The organism is Anaeropeptidivorans aminofermentans (genome assembly GCF_940670685.1).
Lineage (GTDB): Bacteria > Bacillota > Clostridia > Lachnospirales > UBA5962 > Anaeropeptidivorans > Anaeropeptidivorans aminofermentans.
Genome location: NZ_OW711693.1, coordinates 381,905 through 405,827, shown reverse-complemented (window position 1 = coordinate 405,827; position 23,923 = coordinate 381,905). Strand labels below are relative to the sequence as shown.

Here is a 23,923-nt window from a genome sequence, read left to right as displayed (position 1 = left end):
CTTATGATAACTGTTTATGAAAGACTCGAAAAAGACTTTACCCACAATGGCTATGGGGCTTTGTTTCCTTTTAAGGCGGAAATAACAGAAGAGCTTAACGGCATGTATGAAATGACCCTAAGCTTTATTATCAGTGAAAACAAAAATATATTCCCTTATATAAAGGAATTTAATATTATAAGAGCCCCTTCCCCCAGAGGCTATCAGCTTTTCAGGATTTATTACGTGGAAAAGGATCTATATACGGCAACCATACACGCCCGGCATATTTATTACGACAGCCTTTGGGATTTCGTTCCTTCTCTTGAGCTTATAGGGGCTTCCGGAAAGACCGCTTCGGAAACTCTTTACAGAAATGCTCTTTTAAAGCTTCCCTTTAAACTATATTCAAATATAATAAAAATCGCCGATGTTTCTCTTCTGGATATAAATCCTGTTTATGGAATACTGGGGGATATGGGGCTCATTTCTATATTTGGCGGTGAGCTTTTAAGAGATAATTATGATATTTATTATATGGATAGAATCGGAGAGGATAAGGGCGTTTCCATACGCTACGGAAAAAACCTTACGGGAATAGACATCACTCTGGATACAAGTAACATCATAACGAGAATACGCCCCATCGGAAAGCAAAACGACGATACGCCCCTTTATCTTTCGGAAGGGTATTTAGACAGCCCCTATATAAACCGCTATCCTTATCCTTTTTACGGCGTTCTTTACTGCCGGGACATTAAAGTCACCAGAAACTTAAGCACTTCCATGGCAAGGCTTGAACTTAAGAAAAGAGCACAGGCGTTTTTTGATTCCGGCGGAGATTTGCCTTCGGTAAACGCAAAAATAGACTTTGTTCTCTTACAGGAGACGGAAGAATACAAAAATATGGCTCCCTTAGAAAGCATTTCCCTAGGGGACACTGTCAAAGTAGTCCACGAAGCGCTTGGTATCGAGCTCAGCGCAAAATGCATAAAATACGTTTATGACTGTATGGGAAAAAGATATTTGCAGGCTGAAATAGGAAGCCGAAGAGAAGATTTTGCCGCCGCAACCGGCCTTGAAATAACGAAGCTTGTTCAAGGCTCGGGCCTTTCAAACCCTGCTTCCGTAGACGATTTGATACAAAGGATCAATACCCATGTTCATAACGAAACCGACGGAACGCAAAAAATAAGCTATCATAACCTTAAGGATAAACCGTCGTAAGGTAAAATTTAATCAATTGACCGAATGTGTTTAAGAAGTATATTTATAGCAAATTTAGTGTTAAACAGTAACAAAACCACATATTCATGGAGACTCAAAAATGTATCGCTTTCTGCGGAAATCCGTATTTTTGAGTCTCTAAGAAATCGGTTTTTGTTACTTCTTTATAAGAAATTTACTTTATATACTTTCAGAACAGATTCATCCGTAGGAAGACTCATCTTTCAGGGCGATGAGGGGCTTTAGCCCTCATAGGCGTCCGCCTATAAAGCGAACGCCTACGAAGGGCATCGTCCCTACTTTTTAGAAATCCAATCTTTCCCTTTTAAGGCTCTATTATGGCCTATTAAAATTCATTTTTATTTTTAAATCACATTTTATGAAATTAAGCATATAAAATAGTATCCTTCTAATTTAAGGCATTTAAAGGCTTTTCTTTTGCTCATTTAAGCCTAAATTAATACGAATAATTTTATCAGTTTTTAGAACAATTACGGCCTACATTTTTATTGACACAAAGATATTATAGTTTTATAATATCACCTATCGGGGAATGGCTCAGTTTGGTAGAGCGCTTGGTTCGGGACCAAGAGGCCGTCGGTTCAAATCCGGTTTCCCCGACTTTAAAAACACCTTCCTTATGGGAAGGTGTTTTTTTGTATCAATATATATTAAGGTTTGTTTTAAAACATTCCAAAGGTATGTCTATTGAAAGATATCCATCAAGGGCTGTAAAGCCTTATGATAAAATACATTGCTCATAAAATAACGGGTAGGGATTTTCAATAAGGCCTCTTTCGTTTTTATCTACAGATACTGCAATATTTTCAATATTCTATGATAGTGATGGGAGGGAATAATGAATATTTTAGGTATATCCGGTATGCCAAGAAAAAACGGCAATTCGGAAATTCTGCTGAATGCTGCACTGGAACCTTTCGCAGAAGCTCAATGGCACATTGAAAGGTTTTTACTTTCCGAAAAGAAAGTCGAAATGTGTATTGGCTGCGAAACCTGCCGCGAAAGAAAAACCTGTTTCATAAATGATGATATGGAGAAGCTTTATGACGCATATTCAAAATGTGATGCCATCCTCATTGCAGCACCGGCTTATTGGCGAAATGTGCCGGCACAGCTAAAAGCGGTTTTTGACAGAACCTATGCCGTCGGCGAGAAAAAACTGCTTGAAGGAAAGCTGGGCGGGACAATTGCAGTTGGCAGAGGTTCCAGCGGCGGGCAGTCAATTGTGCTGAATATCATACATAATTTTTATCTTTCAAGCGGCGTCTTATGCGTTCCCGGTGAACTGAATGGGGTAACAGCTTCCGCTGATAAACCGGGAGACATTTTGGACCAGCCCCGCAGATTGGAGCAAGCAAGGATTTTAGGACGGAACATTATCAAATATGCTAAGTGAATGTAGGGCTTGTTGGTAAAATCAAAACTCTAGTCTGTTTTACTATAAAAGCATGACTTTTGCGTCAAAAATATCCGGAATAGCTCTGCTATTTCTGCGTTTTTCTCCTCAGAATTTTTGCTGCGCAAAAACCTGAGCATGATGCCAAAGGCATTATGCCTTCGACCGGATTTCTTGATTGTTCCACTCGAATTCACGTTTTCTTTCAAACAGTACTTCTGATGTATGATACTAAATAAACTTTAGTTTATTTAGTATCATTGGTTTCTCCATTTGCAAACAACGCCTAATATAAAATATAATTAATTTATATTGTATAAGGAGATGACTCATAATGGAAATAAATCCGCAGGTTTACGTCAAGGGCAGTATGGAAGCTGTCAAAATGTATTGCAAAGCTTTTGGAGCAGAAATAAGTTTTGAAGTAAAGAATGCATCGAAAGATGCCTATATCCACTGTGAGCTCTCTCTTGACGGTCAATTATTTATGGCTGTAAGCGAAGCCCCCGATACTTGTGACACAAGCAAAAAGACCAGTTGGCAGACTATGGCTTTTAACGTTAGTGATATGAGAAAGGAAGAAACCGTAAGAAAGGCCTATGATGCCTTAAAAGAAGGCGGCACTGTTATAGACCCCTTAGGCCCTTGTGACTGGAACAGTTATTGCGCTAATATTGTTGATAAATTCGGCGTATTCTGGTGGATTGCTATTTGAAAATACATTGTAGCCATCATGCAATATCCATGAATATTTATAGTAAATTTCATATAAAGAAGCAGCAAAAGCCTGTGTGAATATACGGCTTTGCTACTGTTTAACTTTAAATTTACTATAAAAGGCTTCTTTTTTTAAAAACTCTGATTTTATTTACAGAAGATTTTTATTCCCCTTAGAAAACCTGTACTTATCTACTCTACAGAAAAAAATTAAATTTATTTACTTTTTCAGCAGATTAAAAGAGCTTAGCATATGCTAAGCTCTTTTTTATTGATAAAAAACTGAACTTTAAAAGTGACGGTTTGGATTGCAGCCCAGTCTCAGCTTTATTCATTCCCGTGAATATCCAAAATATCTTCTATTACCTTCCAAAGCTCGTCTCTGCCCTCTTTTGTTTCAGAAGAAAAGGGAATGAGGATATCTTCTTTTCTAAGGCCGAAGCCTTTTCTAAGCATATCTTCATGTTTTTTATACTGGCTTTTTTTCAGCTTATCAAGCTTTGTAGCGGCTATAATTATTTTATAATTATAATGTTTAAGCCATTCATACATTAAAATATCGTTTTCCCCCGGAGTATGCCGGATATCCGTAAGCAGTATAATGGCTTTCAGCTCTTCTCTGCCCACAAGATATTTTTCAATCATCTTTCCCCATTTTTCGATTTCAGAAGCAGGCGCCTTTGCAAAGCCGTATCCGGGAAGGTCTACAAAGTAAAGAAGGTCCTCAATGTTATAGAAATTAATTGTCCTTGTTTTTCCCGGGGTTTGGCTGGTCCTTGCAAGCGCCTTTCTGTAAATCATGCTGTTAATGAGAGAAGACTTTCCTACGTTTGATTTTCCTGCAAAGGCAATTTCACTAAGCCCCGTGTCCGGATAGCCTGACGGGTTGACGGCTACCTTTTCAAGGCTTACGTTATTTACTACCATATGATTCTCCTTTTTAGCCAAAGCGTTTTCTTTTTTACAGTATAGGCAATTTACTTTTATTTTATAGTAAATTTGCTTTTCTTCCGCAGTAAACAACAGAACTCAAGAAGGCATAAAATCAAGGAAAAGCAAATTTACAACCCTACTGTTTTACTTTTATTCGGGTATGGCTGCATCAATATATTAAGACGGCACGAAATAAAGTAAATCTATAGAAAAACAAGATTAAGGTAGGAACAAAAACCTATTTTTCATAAACAGCTTAAACTATAGAATCCCTATTTTAAGCCCTTCAAAATATACGATTTTTGCTACGCTATTTCATTGTTTTGCTATAATTGATAAGGGACTTCTGCTGTATTATGTTTAGAGGCTGTAAAAGCCCTTACTGTTTTAACTTTATAAAAGAAATCCTTTGGAATCTGTACTGCATTTTTTTTATAATTATTATGTTGCGGAATTAAGCGCAAATTCAGCATAAAATGCTTCTTTTATTACATCTTCCATTTTATCCGCAAAAATAAATTCTATGCCTTCTTTGATTTCTTCTTCTATTTCAGACAAATCCTGTTCATTTTCCCTAGGGATTATGATTCTTTTTATTCCTGCCGCCCTTGCACCAAGGATTTTCTCTTTAAGGCCTCCTATGGGAAGAACCTTCCCCAGAAGCGTAATCTCTCCCGTCATTGCCGTATCGCTTCTTGCAGGAATATTTGAAAGGGCTGAAATCAGGGCTGTGCATAATGTTATTCCGGCGGAAGGCCCGTCCTTCGGCACGGCCCCTTCGGGAATATGGATATGGATATCCTTTTCCTTATAAAAACCCGTGTCTATGGAAAGCTTGGAAGCGTTCGTCCTCAAATAGCTTATGGCGGCATGGGCAGATTCTTTCATAACGTCTCCAAGGCTTCCCGTCAGCTGGAGCTTTCCCTTTCCTTCCATGGCGCAGGCTTCAATAAGAAGCGTCTGCCCTCCTGTGCTTGTCCAGGCAAGGCCTACGGCAGACCCCGAAAGATTATTGCTTGCTATATTCTTTTTCCTGTATTTTCTTATGCCTAAATAGTCGGAAAGGTTGTCTGCCGTTATTTCTATCGTATCTTTTCCTTCCATAAGAACTTCTCTGACGGCTTTTCTGCAAATTTTTGCTATGAGCCTTTCAAGCTGCCTTACGCCGGCTTCCTTGGTATAGTAGCTGATAATATCATAAAGAGCTTCGTCTGAAATATGAAGGTCTTCTATGCCGTTCTTTTCTTTTTGCTTCTTTATGAGGAAGTCCTTTCCGATGTGGAATTTTTCATTTAAGGTATAGCTTGAAAGCTCTATAATTTCAAGCCTGTCTTTAAGGGCAGGGGGTATGGTATCGATGCTGTTTGCAGTGCAGATGAAAAACACATCTGAAAGGTCGTAGCTTACTTCAAGATAATTGTCTCTAAAGCTGTGATTCTGCTCCGCATCAAGAACTTCAAGAAGGGCTGATGCCGGGTCCCCTTTATAGTCGCTTCCCAGCTTATCAATTTCGTCTAAAAGAATCAGGGGATTTGTGGATTTTGCCTGATTCATAAGATAGATAATCCTGCCGGGCATAGAGCCTATATAGGTTCTTCTATGGCCTCTTATCTCCGCCTCGTCTCTTATGCCCCCTAAGGACATTCGCTGATAATTTCTGTTAAGGGCCTTTGCAATGCTTTTGGCGACGGAGGTTTTTCCAACGCCGGGAGGGCCTAAAAGGCAAAGCACCGGAGAATCAAGGCCTTTTGTGTTCTGCTTTACACAAAGGAACTCCATAATCCTTTCCTTTACTTTAAAAAGGCCGTAATGCTCATCGTTTAGTATTTCCTCTGCAAGAATTAAATCAGGGTTTTCTTCTGTTTTTTCAGACCACGGGGTATCCAAAAGCCACTGGATATAATCCCTTATAATAGCCCCTTCCTGAGCATAGCCGCTTATCCTTTTAAGCCTTTTCAGCTCCTTTTGAAGCTTTTCCATTACCCTTTCGGGAAGGTTCAGCTCTTTGGCCTTTCTTTCGTATTCTTCTATTTCCTCGGCAGCGCCGGAGGTCTCTCCCAATTCCTCATTTATGGCCTTTGCCTGTTCTTTGAGAAAGTATTCCTTCTGGCTTTTTTCAATTTTCTGCCTTGCTTTGTTTAAAATATTGCTTTGAATTTCAAGGGCCTTTGCCCTGTCAAGCAAAAGCTCCGTCAAAAGCTCAAGCCTTTTCGAAACATCGTCCGAAAGAAGAAGCTCCTGCTTTTTTATATAACTTATGGCGATGGCGCCGGAAATTAAATCCGAAACCTTCAGGGGGTCTTCCGAAGCCATAATGTATTTAATCGTTTCCGGTAAGATTTTTGCGCCGGAGGCAATATATTCTTCAAAGGCAACCTTCACCGCAAGGACGGAAGCTTCCAAATCCATGGTATTTTCATAAGGCGGCCTTTCCGATAAAACCGTTACAACCTCCGTAAATATGCCGTCGTTTTCAAAGGATTCCACAAAGGCCCTGTATTCTCCCTGGGCTACAACCTGGGCCCTGTCCTGGCCTAAAGGAAATATTCTCTTTATAGTGGATACGGTACCAATCCTGAAAACATCTGCGCTATCTTCATCATCATTTCTTTTTGCCGATAAAAAGGCAAAGCCACTTGTGTCGTATGCCTTCTGAACTGCGTCAAGGGCGGCTTTCCCCACCACCTCAAAGCTAAGGGTACAGCTGGGAAACATCACCATATTCCTTAAAGCAATCAGGGGCATTGTTTTTTTATTGTCCATTTAAGCACCTATTCTATCAGTAATCCATTGATAAACATATTCATAAACTTCTTTATAATTTACTTCGTTAAGCATTTCATGCCTTCCGTCTTTATAAAGTTTCATCGTAACGTCTTTAAGGCCTGCTCTTCTAAAGTCTCTGAAAACCTCATAAACCCCCAGGCCGAAGGTTCCCACAGGGTCTTTTCTGCCGGAAAAAAGAAGCACAGGCATGTTTTTCGGAAGGAATTTCCCGAAGCCTCTTTTTGAAACCATAACAATAAGGCTTAATAAGTCCCGATAGGCCCCGTAGGTAAATTGAAAGCTGCATAAAGGGTCCTTTATAAATTCCTCCGCTTTTAAGGTATTGCTTGTCTGCCAGTCGGCGGCGGTTTTAAGGGGCTTGAATCTTTTATTAAACATATTTTGGCTTAATCTTTCCAAATCATGAGCCGGGGCATAAGGCCCTTTTACGGCCACCATAACGGCCGAATAAAAAATCATGGCTCGATACAGAAGCTTAGTTAAAACATCTGCATTTCCTGTTCCCGAAAGTATAAGCCCTGTAAGTTCATATCCCCATTTTTTGGCGTATAGCCTTGAAAGAAAAGAGCCCATGCTGTGGCCCATTAAAAAATAAGGCTTTTCGGGAAACATTTGGCTTACATGCTCATATACGAAATGCATATCGGAAGCCATAACAAAATAACCCCGTCTTCCGCCGGTGTAACCTTTCAGCCGGGGATTTATATTTCCATGGCCTAAATGGTCATTTCCGCAGACGGCAATCCCCTTTTTAACGAGAAAATGCACAAATTCCTCATATCTCAAAAAGTATTCCTTCATGCCGTGGGCAATTTGCAAAACGGCCTTTATCTCTCCTTCAGGATAAAAAATATAGGCGTTTATAATGCTTTGCCTGTCCTCTGAGCGAAATGAAAAATACGCTTTATTCAACCGCCACACCACCAAGGCCGATGGAATCGGCTATTTTTCTCATGGCATTGATTGTTTCTTCTATAATATATTTTAAATCCATGGAAAGCATTTCTGCTCCATTTTCTATGACCTCTCTGTTTACCCCTTGAGCAAAGCCCTTTGACTTATACTTTTTAATCAAAGATTTATATTCCAAATCCATCACGCTTTTGGAAGGGCGCATAATGGCAGCGGCATTTATAAGGCCTGTAAGCTCGTCTATGGTATATAAAACCTTTTCCATAATATGCTCGGGCTTAACGTCTGCGCATAAGCCATAGCCGTGGGAAACAACCGCCCTGATAATATCTTCGTCTATATTGTTTTCCTTTAATATCTCTACGGCTTTTACACAGTGCTCATCGGGATATTTTTCATAATCAATATCGTGAATAAGGCCTACTACGCCCCATTTCTCTTCATCTTCTCCTAAAAGCGCGGCAAAATGCCTCATGGTTCCCTCTACGGCAAGGGCATGATTTATAAGGGCAGGGCTTTTGTTATATTTTAACAAAAGCGCGTAGGCTTCTTCTCTTGTAGGCTGCATAGATCATTCCTCCTGTTTTGATTATATTTATTAAATCTACAGTAAATAAACTTGTTTTTCAAATTTAATTATTATATTGCCCAAAGCTTGTACTTTAAAAGCCTTGGGGCGTAAGATAAAATTAAATTACGTGAATATATACTATTAATTAAAACATAAATTTGGTTTAATATAAAGTCTTTTGTTAATAATTTATACTAAGCCGGCTTGTAAATTATCTTAAGTTTGCGCCTTTTTATGATTAATAAACCTATTTTTAAGTACATTCACCATAAAAAGAAGCTCTTTAAGCTTTCTTTAATTCTTTGACGATACTGTTAAGAATGTTAAAACTTTATAAATTTTCCTTCCTTTGTAATTGACTAATGGTGCTGTAAATGCTATCCTTGTTAAGAAATCCCAAAAGATAAATTTTTTATTTGTATTGGAGTGAATTTTTAATGAAAAAGATTATAAAGCAGATGAAGGTTCTTGCGATTGCTTTTTTAATTGCCCTGGGGCTTTCAGCATGTTCCAATAAGGCTTCCGCGGAGAATACGCCTCCCCCTACCTCTTCTGCGGCTCCCGATGACAGTATGATAAATAAGGAATCTGAAAAACCTCTTGAAAATCTCGTTCCCGATTCCGGCGAGGTTTTCAGCCTTACAGAGGAAGAGCAGGCGCTTTATGACGAATTTAGAGAAAATAAAGACATGAATTTATTTAAAGATGTAAACCCCATCTCCATCGCAAAGGTTAACATCATGTTTGGCGTAAATGGAGAATGGGAGTCGGAATACGCTATGTTCTACAAAGAAGACGGCATGGAAACCTCTCTTGAAGAGTACAAGCAGATGTATGAAAAGCGTGAGAAGGAAAGCGCCCCCGGCGAGGTTCAGTCCTATGCCAACTGGTATTTTCCTTTTATAGATGAAGGCGAATTTAAAGCAGACGGAAATAACGGCGTAATCATCTTCCATCAGGTTCCCGTTGAAGGAGAAGAAGACGACGAGGTAAATTTCCACATGGTTAAGGATGCAAACGGAATCTGGTGGGTAAGAGAAAATCCCCTCTATTGGGAAGCTGAGTAAATACCTTTGATTCATAAGGGCATGGAAGGCCCCGAGCATATGTTGAACTTTTAACTGCGTTTATAAAAATACGCAGTATATAAGTCTAAAACATGCTCCATGGCTTTTCCATGCTTTTTGTTTACAGTTTATTTGCTATATCTATTTAAACTTAAGATATGGTAAATAAATTCAGTCTTTTTTAAGCAGTATCTGAAAATAGTCAAACCGCTAAGAATAATAAATAAACTAAAGTTTATTTATTATTTTACAGCAGAAATACATTTTTCAGCTTTAAAGCTGAAAAAGTATTGTTTGCAAAAAAATGTGAATTCGAATGGAACCGGAAAGAAGTCCGGTCACGCGCAGCATGATTTTTGCGAAGCAAAAATTCTGAGAAGAAAAACGCAGAAATAGCAGGGCTGTTTCGAGTATTTTCGATGATGAAGTCACGTTTTTATGGCAAAATAGACTTTTGTTTGGACTTTTCAGACACGCCCTAGTAGATTTGCTCTATCTTACCCTAAGTTAAATATTTCTCTATACTTATATCCCTCTCCTTCTGAAAAGCTCTTGAAAGAAAGGCTTTTTTCGTTTACACTTTTTATAGTTAATAAACTTGAAAATATTACAAGCTTACACTTGTATCGCTTTTCAAGTTGGCTTGGTATAAATAAGGACCAGGTCCGTATTTTTATAGTAATTTGCTTAAATTAAGGCAAATATCAAGTTGTCGGCTATTTTTAAAACTGCTGTAAAGCGCATGGACTTAATTCAATAACCTTTGGAACAAGTTCTTGCATTATTGAATTAAGTTGCTATAAAAAGGAGAATGTGTATGAGCTTTAAAAACCCCAAAAATTCAGGGCAGCTTTTAATCATTATGCTCTGCGGAATCGTTATAGGCGGTTTCATCGGCAAATATGCCGGGGACCTGCCTTATATGGGCTTCTTAAAATTCGGTGAGACCTTCGGCTTAAGCTCTCCCGTAATCCTTGATTTAGGGATAATGACGCTTACCTTGGGTTTTTCCTTTACGATTAACATTGCCGGTATCATCGGGCTTATCCTCGGTATCGTGGCATATAGAAAGCTGTAGGTAAATATGAAAAAATTAATACTGGCATCGAATTCAAGCCGCAGGCAGGACATCCTTAGAAAAGCCGGCTATAGCTTTTCCGTTCATATTGCAGAAATTGACGAAAATAAATATATGAAGGGCGAACTATCCGCTGAAGACACTGTGGCCTTGCTTTCAAGGCTTAAAGGCGAAGCGGCTGTTAAAGAAATTACAGGAGAATACGTTCTTTTGTCGGCAGATACTATTGTCGTTCATGAGAATCGAATCATAGGAAAGCCAGAATCCCCTGAAGACGCCTTTCATATCCTTAAATCTTTATGCAGTAAATGCCATAAGGTATATACTGCCGTAACCATATTTAATGTAGATCATGAAAACATTGATGTGATTCCCATCCTGGACAGTTCAGACGTCTATATGGGAGACCTCAGCGACGGCGAAATTATTTCTTACATTAACACAAAAGAGCCTATGGATAAAGCAGGGGCCTACGGAATACAGGGTCTCGCCGGCCTCTTTGTAGATAAAATAGAAGGGGACTTCTATAATGTGGAAGGCCTGCCCTTAAGAAAGGTCTATAAAGAGCTTAAAAAGCTTGGGATATATCCCCATGCAATTTCTGATCAGTATGCTTATTAAATCTTAAACAGGTTTTTCTTTTAAAGTTTATTTTTTGCATATAGGGTTTTAAGCGGATATTTATTTTTTAATTTTCTATTAAATTTGTTTTAAGCTTTTTTCAAAGTAAGCCTGAAGCCTTTGCTGTTTTCTAATAAAAACGCCGTTTCAGAGCATTTTTTAGAATTTTTTTAGCTTCCTCTTTATTTTAAGGCTATTGTAAATAGGCTTAAAACCGTGTATTATTAACTTGGTATTTTGTGAAATTTCTTGTTTTTGGCAGAAATATAAGTTATATCGTAAGTTTTTATAAGAAACCCGTTTAAATGCTTATGGCAATTTAATTATTGACTGTTTCAAATCATAAAGCCACCTATATGATTCATATTTTGAAGGGAATATAAGGCTATTGTGTAAAATATGGAAATTTTGGCAAAACTGATATAAAGTTTACAAAGCTTTATTTTTGTAAACTTCGAGAAATTTATTCACTTGAAAAAGCTTATGCTCATATTCTTTTCAAGTTTGTTTAGTAAAAAATGGAATTAGAATCGGAGGACAACGATATTTATGTTTACTAAAGATTTAGGTATAGATTTAGGTACAGCAAACACCCTTGTTTTCATGAAGGGAAAAGGCATCATCGTAAATGAGCCTTCTGTTGTGGCCGTGAACACTTCTACCCATGAGGTGCTTGCCGTAGGCAATCAGGCAAAGGAAATGATCGGAAGGACTCCCGGAAATATCGTTGCCATACGCCCCATGAAAGATGGCGTAATCGCCGACTTCGAGTCCACAAAGGCAATGCTCAGATACTTTATAGAAAAGGCCTTCACCCGTTCATTTTTCGGCTCAAAGCCGAGGGTTGTCGTATGCGTTCCTTCGGGGGTTACAGAGGTTGAAAAAAGAGCCGTCGTAGAAAGCACCATTGCCGCCGGGGCGAGAGAAAAAAATGCCTTTCTTATAGAAGAGCCAATGGCGGCCGCCATCGGAGCAGGCCTTCCTGTTGAAGAGCCTACAGGCAGCATGGTAGTAGACATCGGCGGCGGCACAAGTGAAGTTGCGGTAATTTCCCTGGGGGGAATCGTAACAAGCAAGTCTCTTCGTGTTGCGGGAGACGAGCTTGACGAGCATATTGTAAATTATATTAAAAAGGAATATTCTCTTGCTGTAGGTGAACGCACCGCAGAAGAAATTAAAATAAGCATCGCTTCTGTTTTTGAGCCTGATGAAAACCTTGTAATGGACATCAGAGGAAGGGACCTTATCACAGGGCTTCCAAAAACCATAGAGCTTAATTCTCTTGAGGTTCAAAGAGCCATTGCAGAGCCTGTTACGGCAATTATAGATGCCATCAAATATACCCTTGAAAAAACCCCGCCGGAGCTTGCCTCAGACATTATCGAATCCGGCATTATGCTTACAGGGGGCGGAGCGCTTTTAACAGGCCTTGACCAATTGATAAGCTATGAAACAGGAATGCCCGTTCATATTGCCCAAGAGCCTCTGAACTGTGTCGCCATAGGTACAGGCCTTGTTTTGGAGCATTTGGAAACCCTTAAAAACGTTCTTGTTTCCCACAGGAAGCTTCATATGTAACAAATATAGATTGACTTTGCAAATATGGATTTATATACATAAATCTATATTGAATATTCCTGAAATTTACAGGGTATCTTTGAATCTTAGCCCCCCTATTCCCTAAGTTCGTGCCCTTTTGTATTCATAAAATAACTGGCAACGCTATGCCTATCAGTGCAGGCTAAAGCCCTTACCGGAGCGGAATATGGATTTTTTAAATACTCATAAAAAGGCGGTATTTATTTCAGCCTCCGTGCTTTTAATTGCCGCCGCGATAATCACATACGGATATAAAAGGTCTACTTTTATCAATAATGCAGTAGGCTATGTTGTCGCGCCTATACAGGAATTAGCCACAAATATAGACAGATGGTTTTCTGAAAAAATAGGCTCCATCAAGGATTTTGACAGCCTTGAAGATTCCAATAAAGCCTTGCTTGAAGAAAATCAAAAGCTTAAGCTCCAGCTTGGAAGGCTTGACATGCTTGAAAAGGATAATGAAAATCTTCGGGGGCTTCTGGACCTTTCGGCAAAATACCCTGAGCTTTCCGTCATAGGGGCAGATATTATAGCAAGAGACAGCAATAACTGGAGTAAATCCTTTAATATCAATAAAGGCACACAAGACGGCTTAAAAGAAAATATGGTGATTCTTGCCGACGGCGGTCTTTGCGGAAAAATAACAAAGGCCGGGTATAATTACTCACAGGTTATTCCTTTGATTGACGATACAAGCTCCGTCGGGGCTCAGATAAAAAGAACCGGTGATTCCGGCTTTGTAAAAGGCGATTTAAAGCTTAGCGAAATGGGCTATTGCAGAATGGAAAACATTGACCTTGATGCAGAGATACTGATAAATGACGAAATCGTCACTTCCAGCCTTGGAGGCATTTACCCTCCGGGCATAACCATAGGCTTTGTTACGGAAATACATACAGACGTAGGGGGCCTTAATAAATATGCCCTGATTAAACTTGCCGTAGACTTTAAGCATCTTGAAACCGTACTTGTGGTAAATGAAAATTTTGAAAGAGAGTTTCTGGATACAACTCCTTCTGAAGGTCCTGAGAACTAAGGCTTAAAAACCAATAGGGTCTTCTATGAAAAATACTTTTATATTTTACTGTAATAATCGCATGCTTTTAAATGAATTTCGATTACTCAGCGTAATCAAAACCGTACTTTCTAAGTTCACAAGCAGCCCTTGAAGCATAATTACCTTGTGCTTTATGCGCTTTTCTATTATTATCACTACGGCTGATTTTTTCAGCCGTAAACTATATAATGGGGCTGACTAATTTTCAGGAGGTGTTTTATGAGGGCTTTTGCCGTATCTGTTCTTCTATTATTAAATATCGTCCTCTCCTCCACGGTTCTCCGCCATATAGCAATATTTGGCGTAATGCCCAATATTGCCCTGTTAATAGTGGTTTCCTTTTCCGTACTCCGTTCAGACGTGGAAGGGGCTATCATAGGCCTTTTTGCAGGCCTGCTTCAAGATATCATGTTCGGAAGGGTTATCGGCATAAACGCCCTCCTTTTTATGGCCATAGGATACATCTGCGGAAAGCCTTTTAAGGATTTTTACAGAGAAAATTATCTCCTTCCCTTGCTTCTCGTAATCGCTGCAACCTTTTTCTTTGAATTTGGATACTATGTTACGAATTTCCTCTTCCGAAACAAGTTGGATTTCCTTTACTATATGCGGAAAATAATACTTACGGAAATGTGCTATAATGCTTTTTTAAGCATTCCTGTTTTCAGGCTCATTTACAGTGTAAATGCTTATGTTGAGAAAATAGAAAAACCCAGAAGAAAGCTATTTTAGGTTGAATTAAAATATACAGGTAAACAAAAATGAGAGATTCCATATTTAAAAACATCATAGGATTTTTTTTAAACAGGCTTTTTATTCTTACGGCGGTTATTCTGCTGCTTTTTTATATCCTTAGCTCAAAGCTTTTCCAGCTTCAAATCGTTGAAGGAGAAAAAATAAAAAGCGAGCTTACGGCTACGATTGCAAGAAGCATACCCCTGCAGGCCCAGAGAGGCTCTATTTACGACCGCTACGGAAGGCCCCTTGCCGTAAACCAGTCTGTTTACAGCGTTAAGCTGGACCCTAGCATCACTATGCCTGCAAAGGAACTGAACAAAGTTCTTTTAAACCTTTCAAATCTTTTGAAGGAAAATGGTGAAGCCTACCAGGACGATTTGCCCATTACTTTAACAAGGCCCTATGAATATACATTTTACGGGGAAAACGCAGCCGCCAAAAAGACCCGATGGCTTGACGACATGGGCCTTCTCCCTAACAATTCCGAAGAAGATGTTACGGCAGAAGAGGCCATGGATATCCTTAAAGAAAGATTCGGCCTTATAGATAAAGAAACAGCGAATTATCATGACTATATTAAAGAAGAAGACGCAAGAAACATTGTTTCCCTTCGTTCAAAAATGTATCTTGTGCGGTATTATTCCTATAATCCTGTTTTAGTTGCTCAAAACGTATGCCTTGATACCGTTACGAGAATCGAAGAAGACTCTGAAAAATACCGTTCCGTATTTGTGGATAAGGAAGCCTTAAGAAGCTACCCCTACGGAAAATATTTAAGCCATATTGTAGGCTATGTAGGCAAAATTTCCGACAGCGACAATCCTGAAGAGCTTGCAAAAAAAGGCTATGAAGTCTCCATGGAAATCATAGGCAAATCGGGAATTGAAAAATCCTTTGAAGAGAACTTAAAAGGCGAAAACGGAAAACTCACAGTCGTAATAAATGCCTACGGCAGAAGGGTTGACGAGCTTAGCGAAAGCCGCATAGACCCTGTTGTAGGGGATAATGTATTTCTAACCATAGACGCGGAGCTTCAAAAGGAAGCCTATGAAATCCTTGAAAAGCAGCTTACGGATATTATTATATCCCGCCTTGAAAGCAAAAGCAGCACAAGTTTCCGCCTTACTGTAAAAGAACTCCTTTTTTCTTTGGTAAAGGCAAATAATATTTCGGCAAAAGATGTTTTCCAAAGCACGCCGGATACCGTAAGCTATACAATAAAGGAGCTTGTTTTATCTAAAGATGAATACGCAGACCCCGGTACAACAGAAGGTCAGAACCATATCAACCAAATTATATCGGAAGCAATAGAAAACGATGAATTAAGCGTCAAAGATGCAATTTTGCTTCTTTTTGAACAGGGTATAATCACAGGCGATGAGGACTATATTAATGATTTTAAAAACGGACGCATAAGCCATTTATCCCTTATTATAGATAAGCTTAAATCAGGGGAGCTCACGCCCCAGATGACCAATGTAGACCCCTGCACAGGCTCCCTTGTGGTTGTAGACGTCAATACGGGAGATGTGCTTGCCGCCCCTACTTATCCCACATACGATTCAAACGATTTTATAACAAATATGAATCAGGTTTATCCGAAGCTTCTGAACGACCCTACGACGCCGCTTGTCAACAGGCCCTTTTCAGAGCCTCGTGCCCCCGGCTCCACATTTAAAATGGTTACGGCTATCGCCGCCCTTGAAACAGGCATTATAGATAAAAACACAAGAATCCTTGACAAGGTAACCTTTACGGAAGCCGGAAAGCCTTATCAGTCCAGCTGGAACAAATCCGGCGAAGGCTATATAAACGTTGAGCAGGCACTTGAAAGAAGTACAAACTACTTCTTTTATGAGGTTTCCTTCCGCATGGGAAACGCAAAGCAAAACAACAAAATGGACTCCATCAACACCCTCAATAAATACATGTCTCTTTTGGGCTTTGACGAAGGAACAGGGGTTGAAATCGGAGAGCTTTATAAAGCCAAGGACCCTGTAAACATGAGCTCCCTTGCCAAAAAGAAGGTTGTAGAAGGCGAAGACGCCGACTGGTTCGACGGAAACACCATCGCAACCTCCATAGGCCAGTTCCTGAACGCTTATCCTTCTGCCGTAATGGCACGGTATACGGCCGCACTGGCAACGAAAGGAACCCTTTACGATCTGCATCTTTTAAATAGAATAACAGGTTCTGACGGAACACAGGAATATATTCCCGTATCCGAAAGCCTTGGCGATGAAATATCAGAGTCTACCTGGAACACTGTTCACAGCGGAATGCGTATGGTTATAAACGGTTCTAAGGGAACCGCAAGAAATATCTTTTCAGATTTTCCTATAGATATTGCAGGAAAGACAGGAACTGCCGAGGAAGCTAAAATAACCCGTCCGTCTCATACGTCCTTTGCAGGCTTTGCCCCTTATGAAGACCCTGAAATCGCCATTTATGTATCCATACCTTTCAGTGATACGAAAACCGTGGCTTCCCCTTCAACCATCGTTGCAAAAGACGTTATAAGCGCTTATTATAAGCTGAATAAAGAACCGGAGGAAGCGGCCCCTCCTAACAGCCTTACAAGATAAAAAGCAAATATTAATAATTTACAGGCGATACAGCTCTTTGCTTTATACCAAAGTAAATATTTTGATTGAGACGGTTATACTTATTAGAATTTGCTTTTTGATTTTAATTTTAAAAGCAATTTAGCAAAGATACTATTTCAATTGAATCAAGTATAGACTAAAGAACTAAGAATAAAGTCCTCTTTTAACATTGTAAATTTTAATTGTTTTTACGGAATTCATCTCCGGCAGAATTTAAGGATATATAAAGTTTCTAAAGAAACTTTATCATGCCAAACTCTCATTTTGGCGACAGAACCGCCATTTTTATGCGTTTGTTCTGATAATTATTCATAAAACAATATATTTTTATTTGCTTTTATGGTAAAATTTATATTTAAAGCCATAAATATGAAACTCTTGCTAATGCAATAGGAAGCAGTAATACGGAGGTTATATATGAACAGCAATGTTTATTTTAAGGCCACAAAAGATAATATTATCGTCATGCTGGATGATAATTCCGACTTTACACTTATAAAAAATGATTTAAAGGAAAAGGTCTCAAAATCCAAACGGTTTTTCGGTAATGCCAAAACATCGTTGCTTTTTAAAGGCCGTGCCATTAGTACGGCGGAGGAAAAGGAACTTCTTGACATTATCTGTGCAGAAACGGATTTGGATATAACCTCTGTCATCAGAGAGCAGAACCAAGTAAAAGCCGTAGGGCAAAATCCTGGGGGGCTTTCTTTAGTAACATCTGATTTTAATAAATTAATCAGCTGGGACAATAACGACGCAATTTTCCATAAGGGAAATATCCGCTCGGGAATGAGCATAAAGCATAAAGGAAGCATCATCGTAATCGGCGATGTAAATCCCGGCGGGGAAATTATCGCCGAAGGAAACATCATTATCTTAGGCTCTTTGAAGGGGCTTGCCCATGCCGGCTCCGGCGGAAACGATGAGTGTTTTGTAGCCGCCCTTAAGCTTATGCCTACTCAGCTTCGAATTTCAAATATCATTACTTCTCTTGCAGAAGAAGCAACAAAAAGCGGCAAAATGAAAGACAGCATACCGTCCTATGCCTTTATACAGGACGAACAGATTTACATAGCGCCTCTTGTTTAGCGAGGTAATCCAGGCTGCCGGCTCAATTGGCCGTGCAAAATGTATATAACTGGCTTTCATTCCATTTGCAGGAATATTTTGAAGTTTTTTGTTAGTAATATTTTAATGCAAGCTGCGCGCTTTTTTGATAAAATAACTATGATATGTTAATATTTATATAAAAATATGCCGATAGGCTCTAATAATAAATATAAAGCCTGTCACCGTACATATATAATAAATTTAAAATTAAACAGTAACAGAAACCGTTTATTCATTATTACTTGAAAATGTAAGATTTCTGAAGGATATCCAATTTTTGAGCAGCAGTAAATAGGTTTTTCTTACTCCCCTAAGTGAAATTTACTTTAAAAGTAAACGAAATACATAATTAACAAATGCTAAGAAATAAGGCATACATAGGTTCCTTTTATTTCATTATATTTGTTTTCATATTCGTTTACTATAATCGTCAATATGGTATAGGAGGAACTTTCATGAGTGAAGTTATAGTTGTAACCTCTGGTAAAGGAGGCGTGGGCAAAACCACCACATCTGCCAATTTAGGCGCAGGACTGGCAATAGAGGGCAAAAAGGTGGCATTGGTTGACGCCGACATCGGCCTTAGAAACCTTGACGTTGTTATGGGCCTTGAAAACCGCATAGTATATGATATTATAGATGTTATTGACGGAAACTGCCGTATTAAGCAGGCCCTGATTAAGGACAAGCGTTACCCGAATCTTTTTCTTATGCCGGCCGCCCAGACAAAGGATAAAGACGCCATAACACCGGAGCAGATGCGTAAGCTCTGCGAAAGCCTTAAGGAAGAATTTGATTTTGTGGTTATAGATTGCCCCGCGGGAATAGAGCAAGGCTTTAAAAACGCTATTTCAGGCGCCGACAAAGCCGTTGTTGTAACTACGCCGGAAGTATCTGCCGTAAGAGACGCCGATAGAATCATCGGCCTTCTTGAAGCACATAGTTTAAAAAACCCGACCTTGATACTCAACAGAGTTCGGCCGGATATGGTTAAAAGAGGCGATATGATGGCCATAGAAGACGTTACGGAAATCCTCGCCATAGACATATTAGGGGTTGTTCCCGACGATGAAAGCATCGTTGTTTCCACAAACAGAGGAGAGCCTGCCGTTGCCGATATGAATTCAAAAGCGGGACAGGCCTTTAGAAATATTACCAAAAGATTAATGGGAGAAAACGTTCCCTTTATGGATATGAGTGAAAACGAAAACTTCTTCCAGAGGTTTAAAAAATTATTCGGCGGAAAATAAAAGGATGTGAGTTAAATGGATTTTTTCAGTTTTTTCACAAGAAAGGAGCCTTCAAAAAATATCGCCAAAGAAAGGCTTAAACTCGTTCTTGTACACGACAGGGTAAATTGTTCAACCCAAGTTCTTGAAATGCTTAAAGTTGACATTCTTAAGGTTATTTCAAACTATATGGAAATTGACGAAGAAGAGCTTGATATTCAAATAACTCAGACCCCAACGGATACAAAAGGCGAATCTGTGCCGACCCTTTATGCCAATATCCCTATTAAGGCAATGAAAAAGGTTAAATAGGGTTTTTATTAGAGCCTTTAAAGGGCTTTAATCAGGATTTTTGAAAAAAGAACCTTTTGTTCCATCGGCTATAAGGTTTTCCTCAGATGAGGTGATAATTTAAGGCAAAGATTTAAATTATCATAATTAACAAAGATGAAAAATGTTTGTTAACTATAAAGAGACCTCCCTTGAAAAACTGCTTACAAGCTTATGTTTGTGTAATTTTCATCTTCGTTTCGTATAAAATTTACGCTTTTTTAACCTTCTGGCCAAAAAAGCTCTTTTATCTACACTTTAAGGGCTTTAATAAATATTGGTTATTTTATTTGTATTGGAAGATTGCCATGGACTTCAATGAATTTAAGAGAAAGCTTCGAGCATTTGACTATGTGCTTTTTATTTTAGTATGTTCCTTATCTATTTTCGGAATTATAGTCATAGGAAGCGCAAAGCATATTAACACTGAGGGCTATGCGCTTGAATACAGCAAACAGCAGCTTTGGTTTGTTACGGGAATAATCATGCTTATTATTGTAAGCTTCATAGATTATAAATTTATATCAAAATTTTATATCGTTGCTTATGTGGTAAATATTGTTCTTTTAGTGCTCGTTATTCAAATAGGCCATTCTACGAACCTTGGCGCCACAAGGCAGCTGGGTATCGGGGGCGCAAGTATCCAGCCTTCGGAATTCGCCAAGATTTTTATGATAGTTTATCTATCCAAATTTATTGACAAATTCAACGATAAGATTAATAATATATTTATGCTTATGTTTATTATACTAAGCGTAATTATACCTTTTATTTTGGTTATGAAACAACCTTCTCTTTCGGCTTCTTTAGTTATTGTTGTCATTGCAACAGTCATGATTTTCGTAGGGGGGATAAGCTATAAATATATAGCGGCGGTTTTTGCCGTAGGTATTCCTTCCGCTATTATAGTCATTCAGGACCTTTTGCGTCCTGACCATATATTTATTGATAAAATATTAAAGCCCTACCAGATTGAACACAGAATTCTTCCCTTTCTCAACCCGGAGCTTGGTTCGAAAGATATTCTGTATCAAACCGGCCAGTCTGTAAAAGCCATAGCAAGCGGCCAGCTGAACGGACAAGGCCTTTACAACGGAACACTGAATTCCCTGAACTATCTGCCTGCAAGCCACAACGACTTTATATTTGCTGTAATCGGAGAGGAATTTGGATATATTGGCTGCATGGCCGTGCTTTTCGTTATTCTTCTTATTGTTATTAAATGTATTGCTATCGCGTATAAAGCCGATACTCTTACTGGAAGGCTCATTGCCGCCGGCACAGCCTTCATGTTTACATTTCAGACCTTTGTAAATATCGGTGTTGCCACCAATCTTTTACCCAATACGGGTATGGCCCTCCCCTTTGTTTCCTACGGAGGAAGCGCCATGTGGGTAAATATGCTTTGCGTAGGCCTTGTTATTAATGTCGGCATGGTTAAACCCAAGTCATTATTTGAGGAGTGATTTTATGAACGTGGCGCTTATGGCCCATGATAACAAAAAGAAATTGATGGAAAACCTCTGCATCGCTTACAGGCATATTCTCATTAAGCATGAGCTCTATGCCACAGACACTACCGGACGCCTCATCGAGGACAATACCAATTTATCTGTTCATAAATTCCTTTCCGGCCATTTAGGCGGAGAACAGCAGATGGGAAGCCTTATTTCCCACAATGATATTGACCTTGTTATTTTTCTTAGAGACCCCCTTCAGCCCTTTTTAGCCGACGGGGATAACAATGTGGTGTTTAAGCTTTGCGATATTCATAATATACCTTTAGCAACAAATCTTGCTACTGCCGAGGCTTTAATCATGGCCCTCGATAGGGGCGACCTTGATTGGAGAAATATTCTTAAATAAAAAAAAGCTGTTGCAAAGCAACAGCTTTTTTTGTGCCGTAAAGTAGATATCGTAAAATAATTTAACTAGAATAACAAAAACCTTATATTTTATATTTAGTGAACCTGAAATCACTTACAGTGAAGCTGTAAAAGTATTTTCAGGTGAACGTCCCCTTATAGCCAATAAAGAGCTTTTCAATTTTGTTGACTATGAATGGCTTAGTATATAGTAAATTTCTTATAAAGAAGTAACAAAAACCTATTTGCCACGAATTCATCGTTACCAACATAAAAAACAAGTTTGATAACGATAGGAAAACACTCACTTAAAAAAGATTTTCAGGCTTACGGCCCGTATTCTTTTCCAAGTTCGCTTCGTACAAAAACACGGATTTCCTTCGGAAACTATACGGTTTTGTTATTGTTTAACTTGAAATTTACTATAAGCGCTTCTATATATTTAAGCCCTTTATAAAAATAGGTTTTTTACTCTCCTGAAACTGTTTACTGTTATGCAATAGCCGGAAAAATACCTTCAAGCCACGCAAGAACAAATGCCATAACAAATAAAATAAGCATTACGGTTGTTGTTTTCTTCCCCTTTCTTACGAGGAAAAAGCAGGCCATGGCTAAGCCAAGAGGCAGAAGCTTCGGGGCTATCTGGTCAAAGATGCTTTGAACGGCTAAGGTCTGATGGTTACCCATGTCAAAGGTCATAGAGGTTGAAAACTTTATCATCGATGAAATCATACACCCGACGACGGTTGCCCCAAGAATCTTGGCGGCTGTTGTAAAGCCTTCCAGAAGGCCCCCCTCCGTTGCGCTTTCCATAAAGGAAAGGCCTTGGGTATAGCCGATTTGCAGCCCTTTATATCTTACAAACCAATGGGGAATATTATGAATCAGCAAAAACAATATAGGGCCTAAGATATTTCCCTGAAGGCAGAAAGATAATCCAATACCAAGACCGATGGTTCTGAGGGTTCCCCAGAATACAGAATCCCCGATGCCTGAAAGGGGCCCCATAAGAGCAGTTTTTACGGCGTTAATGGAAGAGGTGTCAAAATCCTTATGGGCGGCGGCTTCTTCTTCCATGGAAACGGCAATGCCCTGTACGAAGGTTGTGCATTGAGGGGTGATATTAAAAAATGTCACATGGCGTTTCAGGGCTTCCTTATAGCCTTCGGGGTCGTCTTTATAGATTCGTTTTAAATGAGGGATCATGGCGTATCCAAAGCCAATGCCCTGCTGTCTTTCATAATTAAAGCAGCCTTGAAGGCAGCAGGAACGCCAAAAGCCTTTCATAAACTCTTTTTTATCCATATTTCCAATAAAATTATCCATAGCTGCCTCCTTCTACGCTTCTTGCTTTTTTCTGCTTGCGCCGTAATATATTACGGCAATAATAAGGCCTAAAGCGGCAACCCCAAGGGAATCAAGGCCCAGATAAGCCGCTAAAATAAATCCTAAAAACATATAAGGCATGCTTTCTCCGTCGATAATATAGTTCATAAGGAGCGCTATGCCCAGTGCCGGAAGCATGGTGGAAGCTTTATTAAGGCCGCTTAAAACTACCGGCGGTATAAAGTTTAATATAGCCTCAACAGGTCCCTGGCCGAAATATGTAGCAAGAAACATGGGTACGAAATAAATAATAAAGAACATGAAAACGCCGGCCCAGAAATATTTTTCTATAGCCTTTTCGTTGCCTGCTGCGGCAGCGGCGTCACAACGGGGGTTAAACATATTGTTTATGATTCTCGGTATAATGCCGCAAGGCTGGAATAATAAGGCTATGGGCATTGAAAGAGCGATGGCGCTTTCAGCATCTAAATTGGAGCTGATGGCAAAGAATACGGCAAGTATTGTTCCTGCGGAGGAATTGGGCAGGCTTGTGGCTCCTATGCCTACAAAGCCCATGAAAATAAGCTGTAAAGTTGCTCCCATAATAAGCCCCGTCTGTAAATCCCCCATAATAAGGCCTACAAGAGCCGCTTCAACGATAGGTGTATTCATAAGGTTCTGCCCGAAAATACGCCCGTCGATTATGCCCAGCACATGAACCAGAGCAACAAGGATACATTGAATGATATGCATG

21 protein-coding genes and 1 tRNA gene are annotated in these 23,923 nt (G+C 39.3%); 16 read left to right on the top strand and 6 right to left on the bottom strand.

All coding sequences use genetic code 11. The features are described 5' to 3' along the window. The first annotated feature begins 3 nt into the window (after positions 1-3). The 4 genes from NBX03_RS01555 to NBX03_RS01540 all read left to right on the top strand — a co-directional run bounded on the left by NBX03_RS01555 (position 4) and on the right by NBX03_RS01540 (position 3,338). Positions 4-1,206 carry a phage tail spike protein gene (locus NBX03_RS01555; protein WP_250229025.1) on the top strand — a complete coding sequence of 401 codons (1,203 nt, stop codon included), beginning with the start codon at positions 4-6 and terminating at the stop codon, positions 1,204-1,206. A 547-nt stretch (positions 1,207-1,753) separates the two neighbouring features. Beyond that, positions 1,754-1,827: transfer RNA gene (locus NBX03_RS01550), tRNA-Pro, on the top strand. A gap of 238 nt (positions 1,828-2,065) precedes the next feature. Continuing rightward, entirely contained in the window at positions 2,066-2,623 is a 558-nt protein-coding gene (locus NBX03_RS01545; RefSeq protein ID WP_250229024.1) for a flavodoxin family protein, read from the top strand. Positions 2,624-2,957: 334 nt separating this feature from the next. Next, on the top strand, positions 2,958-3,338 hold the full coding sequence (locus tag NBX03_RS01540) for a VOC family protein (protein ID WP_250229023.1): 381 nt from the start codon (positions 2,958-2,960) through the stop codon (positions 3,336-3,338). 329 nt (positions 3,339-3,667) lie between these two features. Here the strand turns inward: NBX03_RS01540 and yihA are convergent, their stop codons facing one another. The 4 genes from yihA to NBX03_RS01520 all read right to left on the bottom strand — a co-directional run bounded on the left by yihA (position 3,668) and on the right by NBX03_RS01520 (position 8,540). Then, entirely contained in the window at positions 3,668-4,267 is a 600-nt protein-coding gene (gene yihA / locus NBX03_RS01535) for a ribosome biogenesis GTP-binding protein YihA/YsxC (RefSeq protein ID WP_250229022.1), read from the bottom strand. A 447-nt stretch (positions 4,268-4,714) separates the two neighbouring features. Continuing rightward, positions 4,715-7,036, bottom strand: coding sequence for an endopeptidase La (gene lon / locus NBX03_RS01530; protein WP_250229021.1), 2,322 nt, complete (start codon positions 7,034-7,036; stop codon positions 4,715-4,717). Next, the gene (locus NBX03_RS01525; RefSeq protein WP_250229020.1) at positions 7,037-7,972 is read right to left on the bottom strand and encodes an alpha/beta fold hydrolase; all 936 of its coding nucleotides are present in this window, start codon (positions 7,970-7,972) and stop codon (positions 7,037-7,039) included. Continuing rightward, positions 7,965-8,540 (bottom strand): HDIG domain-containing metalloprotein, encoded by a 576-nt coding sequence (locus NBX03_RS01520; RefSeq protein WP_250229019.1) that lies wholly within the window; start codon positions 8,538-8,540, stop codon positions 7,965-7,967. The genes NBX03_RS01525 and NBX03_RS01520 overlap by 8 nt, the downstream gene beginning before the upstream one ends. Positions 8,541-8,980: 440 nt before the next feature. On the opposite strand from NBX03_RS01520, the gene NBX03_RS01515 reads away from it, so the two are divergent. The 12 genes from NBX03_RS01515 (at position 8,981) to NBX03_RS01460 (ending at position 21,844) form a co-directional block, all read left to right on the top strand. Further along, complete coding sequence (locus tag NBX03_RS01515; RefSeq protein ID WP_250229018.1) at positions 8,981-9,610, top strand: hypothetical protein; 630 nt, start codon at positions 8,981-8,983, stop codon at positions 9,608-9,610. Positions 9,611-10,427: 817 nt separating this feature from the next. Then, positions 10,428-10,688, top strand: a complete 261-nt coding sequence (locus tag NBX03_RS01510) for a DUF4321 domain-containing protein (RefSeq protein WP_250229017.1) — start codon at positions 10,428-10,430, stop codon at positions 10,686-10,688. Positions 10,689-10,694: 6 nt separating this feature from the next. Further along, positions 10,695-11,309, top strand: a complete 615-nt coding sequence (locus NBX03_RS01505; RefSeq protein WP_250229016.1) for a Maf family protein — start codon at positions 10,695-10,697, stop codon at positions 11,307-11,309. A 549-nt stretch (positions 11,310-11,858) separates the two neighbouring features. Beyond that, a complete protein-coding gene (locus NBX03_RS01500) occupies positions 11,859-12,887 on the top strand; it encodes a rod shape-determining protein (RefSeq protein ID WP_250229015.1) in 1,029 nt (342 codons plus the stop codon). Positions 12,888-13,074: 187 nt separating this feature from the next. Next, on the top strand, positions 13,075-13,944 hold the full coding sequence (mreC, locus tag NBX03_RS01495) for a rod shape-determining protein MreC (RefSeq protein ID WP_250229014.1): 870 nt from the start codon (positions 13,075-13,077) through the stop codon (positions 13,942-13,944). Positions 13,945-14,184: 240 nt separating this feature from the next. Beyond that, entirely contained in the window at positions 14,185-14,697 is a 513-nt protein-coding gene (mreD, locus tag NBX03_RS01490; protein ID WP_250229013.1) for a rod shape-determining protein MreD, read from the top strand. A gap of 29 nt (positions 14,698-14,726) precedes the next feature. Then, on the top strand, positions 14,727-17,288 hold the full coding sequence (locus tag NBX03_RS01485; protein ID WP_250229012.1) for a peptidoglycan D,D-transpeptidase FtsI family protein: 2,562 nt from the start codon (positions 14,727-14,729) through the stop codon (positions 17,286-17,288). A gap of 438 nt (positions 17,289-17,726) precedes the next feature. Further along, complete coding sequence (gene minC / locus NBX03_RS01480; RefSeq protein WP_250229011.1) at positions 17,727-18,398, top strand: septum site-determining protein MinC; 672 nt, start codon at positions 17,727-17,729, stop codon at positions 18,396-18,398. A 476-nt stretch (positions 18,399-18,874) separates the two neighbouring features. Next, the gene (gene minD / locus NBX03_RS01475) at positions 18,875-19,669 is read left to right on the top strand and encodes a septum site-determining protein MinD (protein ID WP_250229010.1); all 795 of its coding nucleotides are present in this window, start codon (positions 18,875-18,877) and stop codon (positions 19,667-19,669) included. A gap of 15 nt (positions 19,670-19,684) precedes the next feature. Continuing rightward, the gene (gene minE, locus NBX03_RS01470) at positions 19,685-19,960 is read left to right on the top strand and encodes a cell division topological specificity factor MinE (RefSeq protein ID WP_250229009.1); all 276 of its coding nucleotides are present in this window, start codon (positions 19,685-19,687) and stop codon (positions 19,958-19,960) included. A gap of 326 nt (positions 19,961-20,286) precedes the next feature. Continuing rightward, on the top strand, positions 20,287-21,444 hold the full coding sequence (locus NBX03_RS01465; RefSeq protein ID WP_250229008.1) for an FtsW/RodA/SpoVE family cell cycle protein: 1,158 nt from the start codon (positions 20,287-20,289) through the stop codon (positions 21,442-21,444). A gap of 4 nt (positions 21,445-21,448) precedes the next feature. Beyond that, the gene (locus tag NBX03_RS01460; protein WP_250229007.1) at positions 21,449-21,844 is read left to right on the top strand and encodes a methylglyoxal synthase; all 396 of its coding nucleotides are present in this window, start codon (positions 21,449-21,451) and stop codon (positions 21,842-21,844) included. 491 nt (positions 21,845-22,335) lie between these two features. Here the strand turns inward: NBX03_RS01460 and NBX03_RS01455 are convergent, their stop codons facing one another. Both NBX03_RS01455 and NBX03_RS01450 read right to left on the bottom strand, forming a co-directional pair. Beyond that, positions 22,336-23,169 (bottom strand): PTS system mannose/fructose/sorbose family transporter subunit IID, encoded by an 834-nt coding sequence (locus NBX03_RS01455; RefSeq protein ID WP_250229006.1) that lies wholly within the window; start codon positions 23,167-23,169, stop codon positions 22,336-22,338. 12 nt (positions 23,170-23,181) lie between these two features. Next, positions 23,182-23,922 carry a PTS mannose/fructose/sorbose/N-acetylgalactosamine transporter subunit IIC gene (locus tag NBX03_RS01450; RefSeq protein ID WP_250229005.1) on the bottom strand — a complete coding sequence of 247 codons (741 nt, stop codon included), beginning with the start codon at positions 23,920-23,922 and terminating at the stop codon, positions 23,182-23,184. Position 23,923: the final 1 nt, after the last annotated feature.